The sequence below is a fragment of the Avibacterium endocarditidis genome (assembly GCF_002921145.1).
GTDB classification, from domain to species: Bacteria; Pseudomonadota; Gammaproteobacteria; order Enterobacterales; family Pasteurellaceae; genus Avibacterium; species Avibacterium endocarditidis.
In genome coordinates, this window is record NZ_PQVI01000080.1 from 1 (window position 1) to 17,024 (window position 17,024).

Genomic DNA, 17,024 nt, shown 5'->3' on the forward strand with positions numbered 1-17,024 from the left:
AAAATAAAATTTTTATTTTCATTTTTGCCAAATTAGAATAGCATAGCCAAGTACACTTTAGATGATTAAAGTGAATCAAAATAAAACATTATCCCTTATATGAAAGGAGCGAATATGAAATTTCGTTTTGCTGCATTAGCTACCGCAGCTTTATTAACCAGCACTGCAAGTTTTGCCGGTATGGTAACCAGTTCATCTAATGTTGATTTTTTAGCCATTGACGGACAAAAAGCAAGTAAATCTCTTTTAAAATCAACCAATTCTTTTAAAGCCAATGACGCGCAAACTCACCAAGTTGTGGTGCGTGTAAGTGAAGTGGTGAGATCAGGCGGTTCTGACCGTACATTATTTGAATCAAATCCAATCATCGTTACTTTTCAAGGTACAGCAGAAGATGTGGTTATTTCTGCACCACACCTTGAAGATGAGCGTGAAACCGCAGCTTATAATAAAAACCCTGTTGTTAGTGTAAAAACTGTTTCAGGAAAAAATGTGCCATTTAAGCAAGATCTTTTAAAACAAGAAGGTTTCTTACCTGGCTTAAATCTCATTGACAATCTTTCTGAGTACAATGCATCAGGGGCGGTTGCTTCAGTATCATCTTTTGCTACTACAGCGATGCCAGCAGCACTTCCTTCTGCGGCAAAAGCACAAAAAGGCAAAATTACCGTACAAGGTGAAAATGTGGTGGAACAACAATTACAATATTGGTTCCAACAAGCCGACAAAGAAACGCAAGCACGTTTCTTGAACTGGGCGAAAAAACAAAAATAATCGCTAATGATTGATTAAGAAAAAGTGGGCTTTAGGCTCACTTTTTGCTATCTGGAGGAAAAATGCAAAATACCACTCGCCAGCTTGCAGAAAGCAAACATATTGCCTTGGTTGCTCACGATCACTGTAAACAAGATTTAATAAATTGGTGTAAAAAGCACCGCACTTTACTTTCTGCCCATATCCTTTATGGCACTGGCACAACAGGCAATTTAATCCAAGCGGAAACTGATTTACCCATCACCCCGTTGTTAAGTGGTCCAATGGGCGGCGATCAACAACTTGGTGCATTAATTGCGGAGCAAAAAATTGATGTGCTGATTTTCTTTTGGGATCCAATGAATGCCGTGCCACACGATCCTGATGTCAAAGCCTTAATGCGCATTGCTACGGTGTGGAATATTCCTGTGGCGATGAATATGGCCAGTGCGGATTTTCTGGTGCAAAGTCAATTATTTAATCAAAAGGTGGAAATTCGCGTACCAGATTATGCCAATTATTTAAAAGAGCGGTTAAAATAATGAAAATTTTTGCCTTTTAAGGATTACACAAAGAATGAATAACTGGCTGAACGCAAAGGTTATCGCCACCATTCCTGTTTTTATTGCTGTCAATATTGCGGCTTTTTCCGTGTGGTTATTGGATATTTCACAGCAAAGTATGCCATTGGTACTCGGCATTATCGCAGGTGGTTTGGCAGATTTAGATAACCGCTTAACTGGGTTAAAAAATATTTTTTATACCCTACTGGCCTTTTCGGTGTCCACCCTTAGCGTTCAACTCACGCTCGGCAATGGCATTGCTTTCACTCTGTTAATGACGGTCATCACCTTTATTTTTACGATGATTGGCGCGGTGGGACAACGTTACAACACCATTTCTTTTGGCACGTTGGTGGTTGCCCTTTACACCACTCTAACCTATCAGCCCGAAACCCTGTGGTATCTCAATTCCCTATTAATTTTATTAGGCACATTGCTATATAGCATTACCGCCATTGTGGTTTATCTGTTTTTCCCAAACCGCCCCGTGCAAGATGCGGTGGCGAAATCTTTTGTGGCGTTGGCGGAATATTTAGAAGCAAAATCCTTGTTTTTTGATCCTGATGATATTGATCAACTAGAAAGCAAGCAAATTACCCTTGCAATGAAAAATAGCCAGCTTATTAATGCCTTTAATGCGTGCCGCACTGCCCTGTTTTATCGTATCCGTGGGCAATATCGCCACACTCGCACCACGCAAATGATTAACTATTATTTTGCCGCGCAAGATATTCACGAGCGTGCCAATTCGAGTTATTTTGATTATCAAGTTTTAACTCAACAACTTAAGAATACGGATTTAATTTTCCGTATCCAACGCCTTTTAGAATTACAGGCACAGGCTTGTCGCGATTTTGCGCAAAGTCTGCAACAAAACACCCATTACAGTTACAATGCTCGCTTAGAACGTGCCATCACAGGGGTAAATCAATCCTTTGAACACTATGCGCAAACTCATCAAGATGATACGCAAAACACGGCGATCAAAACCTTAATTAATAATTTACAAGGGGTGGATTGGCAATTACGCCATTTAGGGCAAACACCTGAAGCGTCTGAAACACACCACCGTTGGGTCAAAATTCACGATGATAGCGATGTGAAAGGTTTTAAAACATTTGGCTCACTATTCGCAGCCATTTAAGTTTTGATTCGCAGCTTTTCCGCCACGCCGTAAGACTTTCTATTGTGGTTTTTGTCTGCTGTACCATCGTAGAATTTTTACAGCTTTCGCGTGGTTATTGGATTTTGCTCACCGCGGTTTTTGTTTGCCAGCCGAACTATGCCGCCACTAAATTACGTTTAAAACAGCGTATTGTCGGCACCATTTTAGGGGTGATTATTGGTTCATTATTGCCTTATGCACAGCCTACTCTGGAATTACAAATGGGCTTGGTGGTTGCCACTAGTACCTTGTTCTTCTTTTTCCGCAGTAATAATTACAGCTTTTCCACTTTTTTCATCACCTTACAGGTGCTAATTAGCTTTAATATTATCGGGATTGATATTCACTCGGCCCTTTATTCACGCTTAATTGATACCTTAGCTGGCTCATTTATTGCGTGGGTTGCCGTGTCTTATTTGTGGCCAGATTGGAAATATCTACAGCTCAACAAAGTCATTCATCAAGCCATTCAAAGTGACGGCAAATATTTGTTGTATATCATCAGCCAGTTACAATTTGGCAAATGCGATAGCTTGCAATATCGCATCGCACGGCGAAAAGCGCACGAATATGCCACCGCACTTAGCGCCACGATGTCAAATATGAATAGTGATCCAGAAAAATATAAAGATCACTTGCAAGAAGGCTTTGAAATGCTAAAACTGAATTATTCCTTGTTAAGCTACATTTCCGCCCTTGGTGCGTATCGCAAACACATTAAGCAAATTCAGCAAAATATTGATTTTATGGCAGAATATTACCCCATTGCGAAGAAATTGATTTACGCCTTAGAGCATATTGAATCCTTATCTCAGCCTGTATTTGACAAGCTACAAGAAAATATTCATCAATCCTTACAACAGCTCAATGAGCAACAAGGGGAAAGGCTAAGCCAATCTGAAGTGGGCATTCCTATTCAACAATTGAATATGATCAGCCAAATTCTCCCGCATATTTATGTGATTTTTCATAATAGAAAAATTGCACAAGAGAACTAAATTAGAAAGAAGCAAAGGAAAAGAGAAAAGGCAAAGCATTTCGCTTTGCCTTATTCTTAAAGGATATGAAATAATTTTGTCTATTCTACTACTGGGACAATTTTGGTTGCGTGAGAGCCTTTATCACCGTGTACAGCTTCAAAATTGACTTTTTGCCCCGCTTTTAACGAACGATAGCCTTCCATTTCAATCACAGAATAATGCGCAAAAATATCTGCGTCATTGCCTTCCGCTGAAATAAATCCAAACCCTTTTGCGTTATTGAACCATTTAACAACACCAACTTCCATAATAAACATTTAACCTCTAAATGGATTTTCTATCTCAGATAGAACTTTTCAAACCAATAAAGCACTCGCCTTATTCCCTAATTTTTCGAGTAAATATTCAAATAAATTTCACTTTTTCGCAATAACAAATCTTCTAAAATCAAACAGAGATCACAAAATTTCTTTATATATGCGTTGCTTACACAGTTCAGCAAATAAAAATTACTCCAAAATTTTTATTTAGCTATGAAATTATTACTTAACGTGAATGATTTTCTGCATTTTGTTGATGTTGTTCACGCAATGCTTTTGCTACCATAGCAATGGCTTCACCGCTGCTTACGCCTTGCTCCATTAATGCCTGAATTTTTTCCACTGCTTCTTGCTGTTGTTCGTGGGTTAAACTTAATAATGCTTGATCTAACATATTTTTACCTTTATTCACTGAAAAGAAATCAGTAATATACCAACAAAATTTGCAAACACAACATAAGAGGAAACTATTATGCCTTTCAATTTAAAAAATCGCCATTTACTTAGTCTTATGCACCACACGCCAGAAGAAATTAAGTTTTTGCTGCAACTTGCCAAAGACTTGAAACGCGCCAAATATGCAGGAACAGAACAACCTAAATTAAAGGGCAAAAACATCGCTTTAATTTTTGAAAAAACCTCCACCCGCACGCGTTGCGCCTTTGAAGTGGCGGCCTATGATCAAGGGGCAAATGTTACTTATATTGATCCTAATTCTTCCCAAATTGGACATAAAGAAAGCATGAAAGACACCGCACGCGTACTTGGAAGAATGTATGATGCCATTGAATATCGCGGCTTTAAACAAGCGGTGGTCAATGAACTCGCCGAATATGCCGGTGTTCCCGTTTTTAACGGCTTAACTGATGAATTCCACCCAACTCAAATGCTGGCAGATGTGCTTACAATGATGGAACATTGCGACAAACCGTTGTCAGAAATTAGCTATGTGTATATTGGTGATGCACGCAATAATATGGGCAATTCATTATTATTAATCGGGGCAAAATTAGGAATGGACGTTCGCATTTGCGCGCCAAAAGCCTTGCAGCCAGAAGCGGAATTAGTGGCAATGTGTCAAGAATTTGCGCAACAAACAGGGGCGAAAATCACCATTACAGAAGATGTGGATCTTGCCGTGAAAGGCGTTGATTTCGTGCATACAGACGTTTGGGTATCAATGGGCGAACCGCTTGAAAGCTGGGGCGAACGCATTGATTTACTGTTGCCTTATCAAGTAACCCCTGCTCTAATGCAACGCAGCGGCAATCCTAAAGTGAAGTTTATGCACTGCCTGCCTGCTTTCCATAATTGCGAAACCGAAATCGGCAAAAAATTGCTGAAAAATACCCGCACTTAGCAAACGGTATTGAAGTCACGGAAGACGTATTTGAATCACCAATGAACATCGCCTTTGACCAAGCAGAAAACCGTATGCACACCATTAAAGCGGTAATGGTGGCGTCTTTGGCATAACAACTTCATTGATATTATAATTGCCACAAAAAATGCCCTTAGTCGGGCATTTTTATGCTAATAATTCCAACAACTGCCCTACGGTATAAAACGAACCAAAAACGAGCAGGACATCATTTTCTCGCGAATTTTGCACTGCACTTTGTAGTGCTTGCTCCATTGAGGAAAATGAACTTGCTTTAAGCATTTTATTTCGTAATAACGCCAGCGCTTGCAGTTCGGCTAACAATTCTTCACCACGTTGTCCACGATAGCCAGACAAGCTAATACAATGCCATTCATCAATCACATCAAGCAGTGGAGAAAGCACACCTTGGGTATCTTTATCTTTCAAAATACCACAAACCGCCAGAATACGTTGTGTCGGTTGTTTAAGTGCGGTGAGTTTTTCTGCCAAATATTTTGCGGCGTGTGGATTATGCCCTACGTCAATAATCACTTGTGGTAAGGCTTTTTCGTTACAATGTAACAGTTCACTTAAACGCTGTCGTTGCAGGCTATCTAACGGCTGGAAACGTCCTGTAAGTTGGACGTTTTGCAGTGCGTCACGAATAGGCTGTTCTGCAATGTTAAACGGAAAATAAGGCAACACCGCTAAAGCCGTAGCCGCATTGGCTAGGGGAATATGTGGAAAAGGCAGATTTTCTAACCGCACTTTTTTGCTTTCATTTTCGCCATTCTGACTGTGTTCGCTTTGCCATTGCCAGCTTTGAGCGGTTTGGCTGAATGTCCACTCTACTCCACGGCGACTGAGCTGACAATGCAGCTTTTGCGCGTGTTCTAGCATTGTATTCGGCACATCAGGCTCGCCAATAATGGCCGGTTTATTCGCTCGGAAAATCCCTGCTTTCTCAAAGGCAATTTGCTCACGGGTATCACCAAGAAAATCCGTGTGATCAATATCAATGCTGGTAATCACCGCAATATCGCTATCCACAATATTGGTGGCATCTAAGCGTCCACCTAGCCCCACTTCCAAAATCACCACATCAAGCTTAGCCTGTTTAAACAAATACAACGCCGATAAGGTGCTGTATTCAAAATAGGTCAAAGATTGGGTTTTGTTCTGCTCAATAAAAGCAAAAGAGGCACTATGTTGCGCATCGGGCAATTCTTGATTTTGAATGCGAACACGTTCGTTATAGCGAATTAAATGAGGGGAACAATACACGCCCACGCGATAACCGGCATTGAGCAAGATCTGCTCCAACAAGCGACAGGTTGTGCCTTTGCCATTTGTCCCACCAACGGTGATCACAAAAGGCGCGGGCTTGAGCAAGTCAAGCTGTTCTGCCACTGATTTAATGCGCTCAAGACCTAAATCGATGGCTTTAAAATGGCTTTGTTCCAAATAAGAAAGCCACTGCGACAAAGGCGAAGTGGCTGTTAAAGAAGATTTAAGATTATTCATTCTCAGGGAGATTTTCTACTAACTCAGCTTGCACAAAAGGAGAAGGCTTATTAGAAAGTTTGCTTAACAAGCTCGCAAGGGTTTCACGCATATCACCGCGTTTTACGATCATATCAATCGCCCCTTTTTCTAATAAGAACTCACTGCGCTGGAAACCTTCTGGCAGTTTTTCACGCACGGTTTGCTCAATCACGCGTGGGCCAGCAAAGCCAATTAAGGCTTTTGGCTCGGCAATATTAATATCACCAAGCATTGCGAAACTGGCTGAAACGCCACCTAATGTTGGATCGGTCAACACCGAAATAAACGGCACGCCTCTTTCACGCATTCTTGCCAAAACTGCACTGGTTTTTGCCATTTGCATTAACGAAATCAATGCTTCTTGCATACGTGCGCCACCACTGGCTGAAAAACAGACAAAAGGACAATTGTCTTCAATGGCTTTTTCCGCTGCTTTAACAAATTTTGCCCCGACTACAGCGCCCATTGAACCGCCCATAAAACTAAAGTTAGACGCCGCAGCAACCACAGGCATTCCATATAATGTACCTGCCATTGCGATTAACGCATCTTTTTCGCCCGTTTCTTTTTGAGCTGCGGTTAAACGATCTTTATATTTTTTTAAGTCTTTGAATTTTAAGATGTCTTTTGGCTCAAGATCTGCAGCAATTTCCACCGCACTTTCTTTATCTAATAAAGCCAATAACCGTGTACGCGCATCAATACGCATATGATGTCCGCATTTTGGACAAACTTCTAAATTACGCGTTAATTCATCACGATATAATACTTGTCCGCAAGAAGTACATTTTGTCCAAACGCCTTCTGGCACGTTGGCCTTGCGTGTGTTTGATGCCGTATTCTTACTAAAAATTCGATCAATCCAGCTCATTTTAACCCTTTCTTATTCATAAAAAATTCTGCTTATTACACCATAATTTGCACCAAGATTCTAGCTTTTAAACGCTATAACTGATCGGACAAATAAAGTGGCCCAAGTGCATTTTGCGGAATGGCAAATTGTTCAGGATAATGCACTTGCACTAAATAAAGCCCTTCTGGTTTGGCGGTGGGTGCTGCCAACTTACGATCTTTTTGTGCAAGCAGCCAGCTTATCCATTCCACAGGCTGGCGCCCAGCCCCCACTTCCATTAAGCTGCCTACAATATTTCGCACCATATGATGAACAAAGGCATTGGCTTGAATATCCACAATAATGTATTTTCCTTGTCTAATCACGTTCAAATGATGCACATTTCGCCACGGTGTATTGGATTGACATTGTGCCGCACGAAAAGAAGAAAAATCATTTTCCCCCAATAACGCCTGCCCTGCTTGGTGCATTAATGCGTGATCTAACGGCTGATGATAATGAGTAACCCCTTCTGGCAAAATCGCCGAGCGCAATTTATTGTTATAAATTACATAGCGGTAACGGCGCGCAGTAGCGCTAAAACGTGCGTGAAAATCCTCATCAACCTGCTTTGCCCAAGATACTGCAATATCATCGGGCAAATTGGCATTCACCCCAAAGCTCCACGCCGTTTCTGCACGCACCGCATTGGTTTCAAAATGCACCACCTGCCCTGTCGCGTGTACGCCAGAATCCGTCCGCCCCGCACAGAAAATTTGACAATCTTCATTCGCCACAAAAGAAATGGCTTTTTCCAACCGCTCTTGCACGCTGGCAACACTCTCCTGCCGTTGCCAGCCAAAATAATGCTTGCCGTTATATTCAATGCCAAGCGCAATTTTCATTTTTCTACCCTAATTTCATCTAATGGGCTGGCATTATAAAGTAAATTTATTGCTTGATGAACCCTAACCAAGGGTTATCATCTAGCCTTTGAATTTCAAAGGGTGTGATGATGAAAGTTGGATTAGTGTTAGAAGGTGGTGCAATGCGCGGAATGTTCAGCGCTGGCGTGCTTGATGTATTTCTTAAAGAAAATGTGCATATTGACGGCATTGTGAGCGTATCGGCTGGTGCGCTATTTGGTGTGAATTATCCTTCTAAACAAGCAGGGCGTGTCATTCGTTATAACCTAAAATACTTGAATGATAAACGCTATCTCGGCTTTACTAGTCTATTTACCACGGGCAATATTGTGAATAAGGATTTCGCTTTTTATCAAGTGCCGTTCACCCTTGATCCCTTTGATAACGAAACTTTCAAACAAGCCAATACAGATTTCTACACCACGCTCACCAATATTGAAACGGGGGAAGCAGAATATGTAAAAATCACCGATCCTTTTGCCCAGATGGAAACCTTACGCGCCACTTCTGCAATGCCTTTTGTTTCGCAATATGTTGAAATTAATGGTAAAAAATATTTAGATGGAGGGATTGCCGACAGTATTCCATTGAATTTTTGTCAACACTTAGGTTACGAAAAAATTATCGTTATTTTGACCCGCACTTTAGATTATCGCAAAAAACCTTCAGCAAAATGGCTGATTAATTGGTTCTATCGCAAATATCCCCGCCTTGCCGAAAAGCTTATTCAACGTGCGGAAGACTATAATCAACAAATCGAGAAAATTATTAAGCTAGAACAGGAAGGAAAAATTTTCGTCATTCGTCCACCGCAAGATCTGCATATCAAACGTATTGAGAAAAAGATCCGCGAAAAATTCAGGCGATGTATGAATTAGGGCTAAATGAAGCAGAAAAACAAATGGATAGTCTTAAAAGCTATCTTAAAAAAATAAAAACATCGTTCTTGCTAGAAGAACGCTACACATCAAAGCAAAAATTAAAATTGCTGCTTCCCCGCCCCATTCTTTTGGTGCTTGATGTAAGGCTCGAACACGGGGGTGCTGCACAAGCCAACGAGGGATTTGGCGTTTCAACGTATAAGTTCCATAGCCTGTCATAATGCTTGCACAATAGATATGCTCTTTTTTCACAAGCTTGAATTAGCGCCGCCAGCTCTAATTTCGCTTTCTCTCGGGTTAAACCGTGCAAATCCAAAAACAAGCTCTGGAGAAAAATCACCACGGCGTAATTGCTTAAGCAGATAGGAATCCTCCCCCTCGCGCAAATATTTCACCGCCCCCTCTTCATTCAACAAAGGCTCATATTCGTCAGAAAAAAAGAACAAGGTATCTTCCCTTTCACGTTGCTCACGCTGCTCTTGTTTTTGCTTATTTTTCTATAACCTGGCACAAATTCATTTTGCTTTAAAGGCGTAGCCCCTCGCACCGCATCACGAAACAATGCCATATCTTCATCGTTTAGCATATTTATTACTATAAACTTAGTTCCACAATACCTACAATTCTATCATAGAACTAGTTTCATTATTTCATTACGATAGAATCGCTTTACATTTGATTGAATTTCTACTCCCCCCAGCGTTGGAATAAATCCTGCTCTAGCTCAATGCCAAATTGATCGCATAGGCGGTTAATGCTTTGGTTAATAATATCATCAATGCTTTCAGGGCGATGGTAAAAGGCGGGCATTAGAGGCATTATGGTTGCGCCAATTTCAGCCGCTTGCGTCATTAAACGTAAATGGCCTAAATGTAGCGGGGTTTCGCGTACGCAAAGAAAAAGCGGTTTGCGCTCTTTTAAACACACGTCAGCGGCACGGGTGATGAGATCATCAGTGTAACTGTGCGCAATGCCTGATAAAGTTTTGATTGAACAAGGCAGAATCACCATTCCCAAAGTGCGGTAAGATCCTGAAGAAATTGCTGCGCCAATATCGCGTACATCGTAGGTCTGATCCGCCAAGGCGCGCACTTGTTGAACGCTGTAATCCGTTTCTGCGCCCAAGGTTTGTTTGGCGGCGTTGCTGATAATTAAGTGGGTTTCAAGATCAGGGACGTTTTTCAATACGTCCAATAAACGTATCGCATAAATCGCCCCTGAAGCGCCTGTGATGGCAATAATTAAACGTTGTTTGCTCATTAGCTCTCGTTGTGCATTTCAAGATTGGTCGCGTCTTTCTCACGCTTTTTCTTGGCACTATCATTGCGTAAATCAGCGATATGATCAAGATATTCTGGCGTAATGTCCCCTGTAACATATTTTCCAGTGAACACTGAGCAATCAAAATCTTTAATCGCAGGATTTTCTTGCTGAACAGATTGAGTAAGCGCATCAAGATCTTGGAAAATCAATTTATCCACGCCAATGAGTTTGGCAATTTCGTCCACTTCTCGTCCATAAGCAATGAGTTCGTGTTTTGTTGGCATATCAATGCCGTACACATTTGGATAACGAATTTCTGGTGCTGCTGAGGCAAAATAGATTTTTTTCGCCCCTGCAGCGCGCGCCATATCTACAATTTGCTCTGAGGTGGTACCGCGTACAATGGAATCGTCCACTAATAGCACATTTTTGCCTTTAAACTCAGAAGAAATGGTATTCAGTTTGCGGCGTACTGCACTTACGCGCTGCGTTTGCCCCGGCATAATGAAAGTGCGACCCACATAGCGATTTTTCACAAAACCTTGACGATAAGGTTTGTTTAAAATATGGGCTATGCGTAAGGCAATATCATTAGAAGTTTCAGGCACGGGGATCACCACATCAATGTCTAGATCTTGCCATTCACGGGCGATTTTTTCCCCTAGACGTTCCCCCATATGTACTCTTGCTCCATAAACGGATACGCCGTCAATGTAAGAATCTGGGCGGGCAAAATAAACATATTCAAAAATACAAGGGTTGAGCTTTGGATTGTCTGCACATTGCTGGGCATAAAGTTTGCCGTCAAAGGTGATATACACCGCTTCGCCCGGCTGAACATCACGCACAAATTCAAATCCCACCACATCTAATGCCACGCTTTCAGAGGCAAACATATATTCTGTTTTGCCTTTTTCCTCACGTTTGCCTAGCACCAATGGGCGAATACCATTCGGGTCGCGAAAAGCCACCATTCCGTGTCCGATAATCATTGCGATGCAAGCATAAGCCCCACGAATGTCATTATTCGTAGCTTTAATGGCGTGGAAAATGTCTTCGGCGGAAAGGTGTTGGGTGTAAATGTGGTCGAGGTGGTAAGCGAGAATATTAAGTAGCACTTCAGAATCTGAATTGGTATTAACGTGCCTTCTCGCCCGTTCAAATAAGGTTTTCTTCAGCTGTTCCGAATTGGTTAAATTGCCATTATGCACTAAGGTTAAGCCATAAGGCGAATTGACATAAAAGGGCTGAGCCTCTGAAACGCTTGAACTTCCCGCTGTCGGATAACGAACGTGTCCAATCCCTGCATTGCCTTGCAAACGCAACATATGCACTTGTTGGAAAACATCGCTCACCAGCCCATTGGCTTTGCGTAAGCGAAAACGATTTTCATCGTCAATGGTTACAATTCCTGCGGCATCTTGCCCGCGATGTTGCAACACGGTTAAGCCATCATAAATAGCTTGGTTTACTGGACTTTGACCGATAATACCGACAATACCACACATTTCGTGTTATCCCCTATTGAGTTAATGTTGAGTTTAATAAACTGGAATTTTCCTGAATTTTTTGGAAGAACCATTCCACAATAAAACCAAAGTGCGGGATTAATTTTGATTCTTTCCACACTTCACTTTGGCTAAAGTTGGTAAAGGTATCTACGAAAAATAATAAGGCAGCGACAATTAGCACGCCACGCAATAAACCGAAACAGCCACCTAAAACGCGATCAGTGCCTGATAAACCTGTTTTATCTACCAGTTGGCTAACTAAATAATTCACAATTGCGCCAATAATTAAGGTGGCAATAAATAAGATGGCAATGGCGGCGCCGTTACGAATATATCCTGATTCAATTTGAGTTAAAAAGTTGGCGACATAGGGATAAAAATGATTTGCCACCAGAAAGGCAACGACCCAGCTTGCAAGGGACATCACCTCACGCACGAAACCACGCAAAAGGCTGATAATAATAGAAAACGCAATAATTCCGATAATGATAAAATCTAAATAATTGTTCACGAAAATAATCTCTACAAAATATAGGATATTTATGACCGCCGTATTCTAGCAAAAAACGAAAACGTTTGCGTAGCATTATTTGCAGTTTTTTATCCTAAGGGTTAAAAAGTGGCGTACTATATCACCCGCCCTCAAGGGGATCAACACACACCATCACAGAGATTGCCAAAAATCGGCAGGTAAATGCTTCTGGGCTTTGTTTAATAATTGGGCTAAATCTTGATAAGTTGGCTGATCGACTTTAGCAAGCACACAACCCGCTTTTTCTAATTGTGAAAAAAGGGCTGAAAATTGCACCGCACTTTTCGCTGGCAATGGAGAGCTAGCCCGCTTGCCTAGCCAATATAATCCTTGCAAGGGTAAGCACAAGGCAAAAAGTGCGGTTAAAATCGCGGCGGCAAATGCCATTATCTCCCCTTTGGCATAAATCTGTTGCCAAACTAAAGCGAACACAGCGAGAAACGGCATTAGCTTCTGTGCAAATTTTGTCGCTTTAATCACACGGTTTTCAGGGAAAATCATTCCAAGTTTAGGGATTAACGGCCAAGTGTTTAAATAAATCTGTCCTTGTTTAAGTGCGGTGAAAAAATTCATTGTTTTTCCTTTGTTTATGGTTGTCATATTCCCATTATAGCCGATCTCGGTTTCGGACTTCTCGCTTAATTCTTTATAAAAATATTTTAATTTTTAATCATTTTTTTGATAAAAATCGTATTTTTTCTCGCTTGAGAATTTATTTTATCTGTTGAAAGGTGTATCCTATATAAGTTTAACGGCTTTATAAATGTCGCTCCGTTTAGGCTATTTAGACGGAATCCTTTTAACTTAATTAAAAATAGGTTACTTATGTCTCAAAAATTAGTTCTCGTACTGAACTGCGGTAGTTCATCACTTAAATTTTCTATTTTAGACCCTGTAACAGGTGAAGAAAAATTATCTGGTCTTGCAGAAGCTTTCCACCTGCCAGATGCGCGTATCAAATGGAAATTGCACGGTGAAAAAGGCAATGCGGAATTAGGTGCTGGTGCGGCACATAGCGAAGCGCTTGCATTTATTGTGAACAATATTTTCCCATTAGATCCATCATTAAAAGATAAGATTGTGGCAATTGGTCACCGTATTGTTCACGGTGGTGAGAAATTCACTTCTTCTGTAATCATCAATGATGAAGTTATTCAAGGGATTAAAGACGCGATCCAATTTGCGCCATTACACAACCCTGCGCACTTAATCGGTATTGAAGAAGCGTTCAAAATGTTCCCGCACTTAAAAGATAAAAACGTGGCGGTGTTTGATACAGCATTCCATACCACAATGCCTGAAGAAGCGTTCTTATACGCTATTCCTTATTCTTTATATAAAGATCACGGTGTTCGCCGCTACGGTGCGCACGGTACAAGCCATTTCTATGTAAGCCAACAAGCGGCTGAGCGTTTAAATGTGCCTGCGGATCAAGTAAATGTGATCACTTGTCACTTAGGTAACGGTGCATCAGTAGCTGCCGTTCGTCACGGTAAATGTATTGATACATCAATGGGCTTAACCCCATTAGAAGGCTTAGTGATGGGTACACGTTCTGGTGATTTAGACCCAGCAATCATTTTCTACCTACACGATAACCTAGGTATGAGCGTTGAAGAAATCAACACCCTATTAACCAAAAAATCAGGTTTATTAGGTTTAACAGAAGTAACCAGCGACTGTCGTTATGCAGAAGATAACTATGATGCAGAAGCCGCAGCAAAACGTGCATTAGATGTATTCTGCTACCGTTTAGCGAAATATATCGGTTCATATATGGCGGTTATCGGTGAGCGTTTAGACGCTATCGTGTTTACGGGTGGTATTGGTGAAAACTCAGGACTTGTTCGTGAAAAAACCTTAGAGCATTTAAAACTCTTCGGCTATAAACTAGATAACGACAAAAACCTTGCAGCACGCTTTGGTAACGAAGGCGTGATCACCGCAGATAACACCCCTGTGGCAATGGTTATCCCAACTAACGAAGAATTGGTGATTGCCCAAGATACTGCAAAACTTTGCATCTAATTTTGCAATAAACAGACTGCCGAGCACTTCGGCAGTTTCTTTTTAATCACTTAACCTAAAGGTTTATTATGTCTCGCACAATTATTCTTATTCCTGTAAGTGCTGGCGTTGGTTTAACCAGTGTTAGCCTTGGTTTAATTCGTGCCCTTGAAGAAAAAGGGGCAAAAATCGGCTTTATGAAGCCAATTTCACAGCCCAATACTGGTGAAGATAAACTTGACCGCAGCACTTCTATCGTTCGCACCAGCACTTCTATTGAAACCGCTGAGCCATTTATGCTTATGTCGCAGAAAGTTTAATCGGGCAAAATCAATCTGATGTTCTATTAGAAAAAATTGTTGAAAATCACCAACAGCTCACCAAAAATAATGAGATTATCATTGTTGAGGGCTTAATCCCAACACGTAAACATAGCTATGCTAACAGCATTAACTATGAAATTGCTCAAGCTTTAGATGCAGAAATCATTCTTGTTGCTGCGCCTTCAACAGAAACCCCAGCTCAACTTAAAGAGCGTGTAGAAGCAGCGGCTTCACAATTTGGTGGTAAAAATAACAAAAACTTACTCGGTGTGGTAATTAACAAATTCAACGCACCAATTGATGAATCTGGCCGCACTCGTCCTGATTTAAGTGAGATTTTTGACGCTTATCAACATAGCCATAGCAACGTGGCTGAAGTGTATAAATTATTTGAAAAAAGCCCAATCAAAGTGCTTGCTTGTATTCCTTGGAATGCAGAACTTATCGCAACTCGTGTGATTGATTTGGTTAAACACTTAGGCGCAGCGATTATCAATGAAGGCGATATTCAAACACGCCGTATTCGTAGCATTACGTTCTGTGCAAGAAGCTTGCCAAATATGGTGGAACACTTCCGCAACGGTAGCTTACTTGTTACTTCGGCAGATCGCCCTGATGTATTGGTTGCATCCGCACTAGCGGCAAGTAATGGCGTTGAATTAGGTGGCCTTCTACTTACAGGTGGCTACAAAATCGATAATCAAATCAAGAAACTTTGCCAACCAACATTTGAAAGCTCAGGGTTACCAATTTTCCGTATTGAAGGCAACACTTGGCAAACTGCCCTTGCATTACAAAGCTTCAACCTTGAAGTGCCAGTCGATGATAAAGAGCGTATTGAAAGCATTAAACAATATACTAGCCAGCAATTTGATACAAACTTTGTTAATTCAATCGTGGAAGAATCTTCTCGCCAACGTCGTTTATCACCACCAGCGTTCCGTTTCCAATTAACCGAATTAGCACGCCAAGCGAAAAAACGCATTGTGTTGCCTGAAGGAGACGAGCCGCGTACGATCAAAGCTGCCGCTCTTTGTGCAGAACGTGGTATTGCAGAATGTGTGCTTTTAGCTAACCCTGCTGATGTTCAACGTGTGGCAGAAGCGCAGGGCGTACAATTAGGCAAAGGCATCACTATTATTGATCCAGCAAGCGTGCGTGAAAACTATGTGGCACGTTTAGTCGAACTGCGTAAAAACAAAGGTATGACCGAAGCGCTTGCCCGTGAGCAACTAGAAGACGCCGTGGTACTTGGCACAATGATGTTAGAAGCCAACGAAGTTGATGGCTTGGTTTCAGGTGCGGTTCACACCACGGCGAACACCATTCGTCCGCCAATGCAAATTATCAAAACAGCACCGGGTAACTCCATTGTTTCTTCTATCTTCTTTATGTTATTGCCAGATCAAGTGCTTGTTTATGGTGACTGCGCGGTAAACCCAGATCCAACAGCAGAACAGCTTGCAGAAATCGCAATTCAATCGGCAGATTCTGCGAAAGCCTTTGGTATTGATCCGAAAGTGGCAATGATTTCCTACTCTACGGGTACATCAGGTAGCGGTGCGGACGTTGAAAAAGTGAAAGAAGCAACGCGCCTTGCGCAAGAAAAACGCCCAGATCTTATCATTGACGGCCCATTACAATATGATGCGGCAATTATGGAAGATGTGGCACGTTCTAAAGCGCCAAATTCACCAGTTGCAGGTAAAGCCACCGTATTCGTGTTCCCAGATCTGAATACAGGTAACACCACTTATAAAGCGGTACAACGCTCTGCGGATCTCGTTTCTATTGGCCCTATGCTACAAGGTATGCGTAAGCCAGTGAACGACCTTTCTCGCGGTGCATTAGTCGATGATATTGTGTACACCATTGCATTAACAGCAATCCAAGCAACACAATAACAAAAATTCAGAAAAAACCGACCGCACTTTAAATCTGCGCTTTTCCCTTAAAAATAGCGGTTAAGCGCAGATTTTTTTACATCAAAATTTTCTATGAAAAAATGCATAATGATGACAAAATCACCGCATTAAGCTATAAAATTCACCACTTACAAA

12 protein-coding genes and 5 pseudogenes are annotated in these 17,024 nt (G+C 41.4%); 7 read left to right on the forward strand and 10 right to left on the reverse strand.

The genetic code is table 11. The features are described 5' to 3' along the window. Window positions 1-114 precede the first annotated feature (114 nt). From C3Z13_RS06070 to yccS, 3 genes and pseudogenes are all read left to right on the forward strand, one after another. A complete protein-coding gene (locus C3Z13_RS06070; protein WP_103855338.1) occupies window positions 115-774 on the forward strand; it encodes a curli polymerization inhibitor CsgI-related protein in 660 nt (219 codons plus the stop codon). Between the two features lie 62 nt (window positions 775-836). Then, entirely contained in the window at window positions 837-1,295 is a 459-nt protein-coding gene (gene mgsA, locus C3Z13_RS06075) for a methylglyoxal synthase (RefSeq protein WP_103855339.1), read from the forward strand. A 34-nt stretch (window positions 1,296-1,329) separates the two neighbouring features. Next, window positions 1,330-3,479: pseudogene (gene yccS, locus C3Z13_RS06080) on the forward strand (YccS family putative transporter). An 80-nt stretch (window positions 3,480-3,559) separates the two neighbouring features. On the opposite strand, the gene cspD reads toward yccS, so the two are convergent. Continuing rightward, the gene (gene cspD / locus C3Z13_RS06085) at window positions 3,560-3,769 is read right to left on the reverse strand and encodes a cold shock domain-containing protein CspD (RefSeq protein WP_103852945.1); all 210 of its coding nucleotides are present in this window, start codon (window positions 3,767-3,769) and stop codon (window positions 3,560-3,562) included. A gap of 238 nt (window positions 3,770-4,007) precedes the next feature. Next, on the reverse strand, window positions 4,008-4,175 hold the full coding sequence (locus C3Z13_RS06090; protein WP_103852880.1) for a YoaH family protein: 168 nt from the start codon (window positions 4,173-4,175) through the stop codon (window positions 4,008-4,010). 78 nt (window positions 4,176-4,253) lie between these two features. Here C3Z13_RS06090 and C3Z13_RS06095 point away from each other — a divergent pair. Next, a pseudogene (locus C3Z13_RS06095) lies at window positions 4,254-5,257 on the forward strand (ornithine carbamoyltransferase). A gap of 52 nt (window positions 5,258-5,309) precedes the next feature. Here C3Z13_RS06095 and folC read toward each other — a convergent pair. The 3 genes from folC to truA form a co-directional block, all read right to left on the reverse strand. Next, window positions 5,310-6,668 (reverse strand): bifunctional tetrahydrofolate synthase/dihydrofolate synthase, encoded by a 1,359-nt coding sequence (folC, locus tag C3Z13_RS06100; protein WP_103855340.1) that lies wholly within the window; start codon window positions 6,666-6,668, stop codon window positions 5,310-5,312. Next, window positions 6,661-7,560, reverse strand: a complete 900-nt coding sequence (gene accD, locus C3Z13_RS06105; protein WP_103855341.1) for an acetyl-CoA carboxylase, carboxyltransferase subunit beta — start codon at window positions 7,558-7,560, stop codon at window positions 6,661-6,663. Before accD ends, folC begins: the two co-directional genes overlap by 8 nt. A 74-nt stretch (window positions 7,561-7,634) precedes the next feature. Beyond that, window positions 7,635-8,426: a tRNA pseudouridine(38-40) synthase TruA gene (truA, locus tag C3Z13_RS06110; protein ID WP_103855342.1), complete on the reverse strand. Its 792-nt coding sequence runs from the start codon at window positions 8,424-8,426 to the stop codon at window positions 7,635-7,637. A 110-nt stretch (window positions 8,427-8,536) separates the two neighbouring features. On the opposite strand from truA, the pseudogene C3Z13_RS06115 reads away from it, so the two are divergent. Then, window positions 8,537-9,378, forward strand: a pseudogene (locus tag C3Z13_RS06115) (patatin-like phospholipase family protein); the annotation flags it as partial. On the opposite strand, the pseudogene smrB reads toward C3Z13_RS06115, so the two are convergent. The 5 genes and pseudogenes from smrB to yfbV form a co-directional block, all read right to left on the reverse strand. Next, window positions 9,371-9,914, reverse strand: a pseudogene (gene smrB / locus C3Z13_RS06120) (endonuclease SmrB). The pseudogenes C3Z13_RS06115 and smrB sit on opposite strands and share 8 nt — an antisense overlap. Before the next feature lie 101 nt (window positions 9,915-10,015). Further along, complete coding sequence (locus tag C3Z13_RS06125; protein ID WP_103855343.1) at window positions 10,016-10,588, reverse strand: UbiX family flavin prenyltransferase; 573 nt, start codon at window positions 10,586-10,588, stop codon at window positions 10,016-10,018. Beyond that, window positions 10,588-12,099 carry an amidophosphoribosyltransferase gene (purF, locus tag C3Z13_RS06130; protein ID WP_103855344.1) on the reverse strand — a complete coding sequence of 504 codons (1,512 nt, stop codon included), beginning with the start codon at window positions 12,097-12,099 and terminating at the stop codon, window positions 10,588-10,590. Before purF ends, C3Z13_RS06125 begins: the two co-directional genes overlap by 1 nt. 13 nt (window positions 12,100-12,112) lie before the next feature. Further along, window positions 12,113-12,613: a CvpA family protein gene (locus tag C3Z13_RS06135; RefSeq protein WP_103855345.1), complete on the reverse strand. Its 501-nt coding sequence runs from the start codon at window positions 12,611-12,613 to the stop codon at window positions 12,113-12,115. A gap of 153 nt (window positions 12,614-12,766) precedes the next feature. Beyond that, window positions 12,767-13,207: a terminus macrodomain insulation protein YfbV gene (gene yfbV, locus C3Z13_RS06140; RefSeq protein WP_103855346.1), complete on the reverse strand. Its 441-nt coding sequence runs from the start codon at window positions 13,205-13,207 to the stop codon at window positions 12,767-12,769. Between the two features lie 252 nt (window positions 13,208-13,459). Here yfbV and C3Z13_RS06145 point away from each other — a divergent pair, with 252 nt between their 5' ends. Together C3Z13_RS06145 and pta are read left to right on the forward strand one after the other, a co-directional pair. Then, window positions 13,460-14,662: an acetate kinase gene (locus tag C3Z13_RS06145; protein WP_103855347.1), complete on the forward strand. Its 1,203-nt coding sequence runs from the start codon at window positions 13,460-13,462 to the stop codon at window positions 14,660-14,662. 68 nt (window positions 14,663-14,730) lie between these two features. After that, window positions 14,731-16,868, forward strand: a pseudogene (pta, locus tag C3Z13_RS06150) (phosphate acetyltransferase). Window positions 16,869-17,024: the final 156 nt, after the last annotated feature.

Excerpts from the sequence above, each read along its gene's own strand:
- C3Z13_RS06070 (WP_103855338.1), top strand. The coding sequence starts at position 115 with ATGAAATTTCGTTTTGCTGCATTAGCTACCGCAGCTTTATTAACCAGC.
- mgsA (WP_103855339.1), top strand. The coding sequence starts at position 837 with ATGCAAAATACCACTCGCCAGCTTGCAGAAAGCAAACATATTGCCTTG.
- cspD (WP_103852945.1), bottom strand. The coding sequence starts at position 3,769 with ATGGAAGTTGGTGTTGTTAAATGGTTCAATAACGCAAAAGGGTTTGGA.
- C3Z13_RS06090 (WP_103852880.1), bottom strand. The coding sequence starts at position 4,175 with ATGTTAGATCAAGCATTATTAAGTTTAACCCACGAACAACAGCAAGAA.
- folC (WP_103855340.1), bottom strand. The coding sequence starts at position 6,668 with ATGAATAATCTTAAATCTTCTTTAACAGCCACTTCGCCTTTGTCGCAG.
- accD (WP_103855341.1), bottom strand. The coding sequence starts at position 7,560 with ATGAGCTGGATTGATCGAATTTTTAGTAAGAATACGGCATCAAACACA.
- truA (WP_103855342.1), bottom strand. The coding sequence starts at position 8,426 with ATGAAAATTGCGCTTGGCATTGAATATAACGGCAAGCATTATTTTGGC.
- C3Z13_RS06125 (WP_103855343.1), bottom strand. The coding sequence starts at position 10,588 with ATGAGCAAACAACGTTTAATTATTGCCATCACAGGCGCTTCAGGGGCG.
- purF (WP_103855344.1), bottom strand. The coding sequence starts at position 12,099 with ATGTGTGGTATTGTCGGTATTATCGGTCAAAGTCCAGTAAACCAAGCT.
- yfbV (WP_103855346.1), bottom strand. The coding sequence starts at position 13,207 with ATGAATTTTTTCACCGCACTTAAACAAGGACAGATTTATTTAAACACT.
- C3Z13_RS06145 (WP_103855347.1), top strand. The coding sequence starts at position 13,460 with ATGTCTCAAAAATTAGTTCTCGTACTGAACTGCGGTAGTTCATCACTT.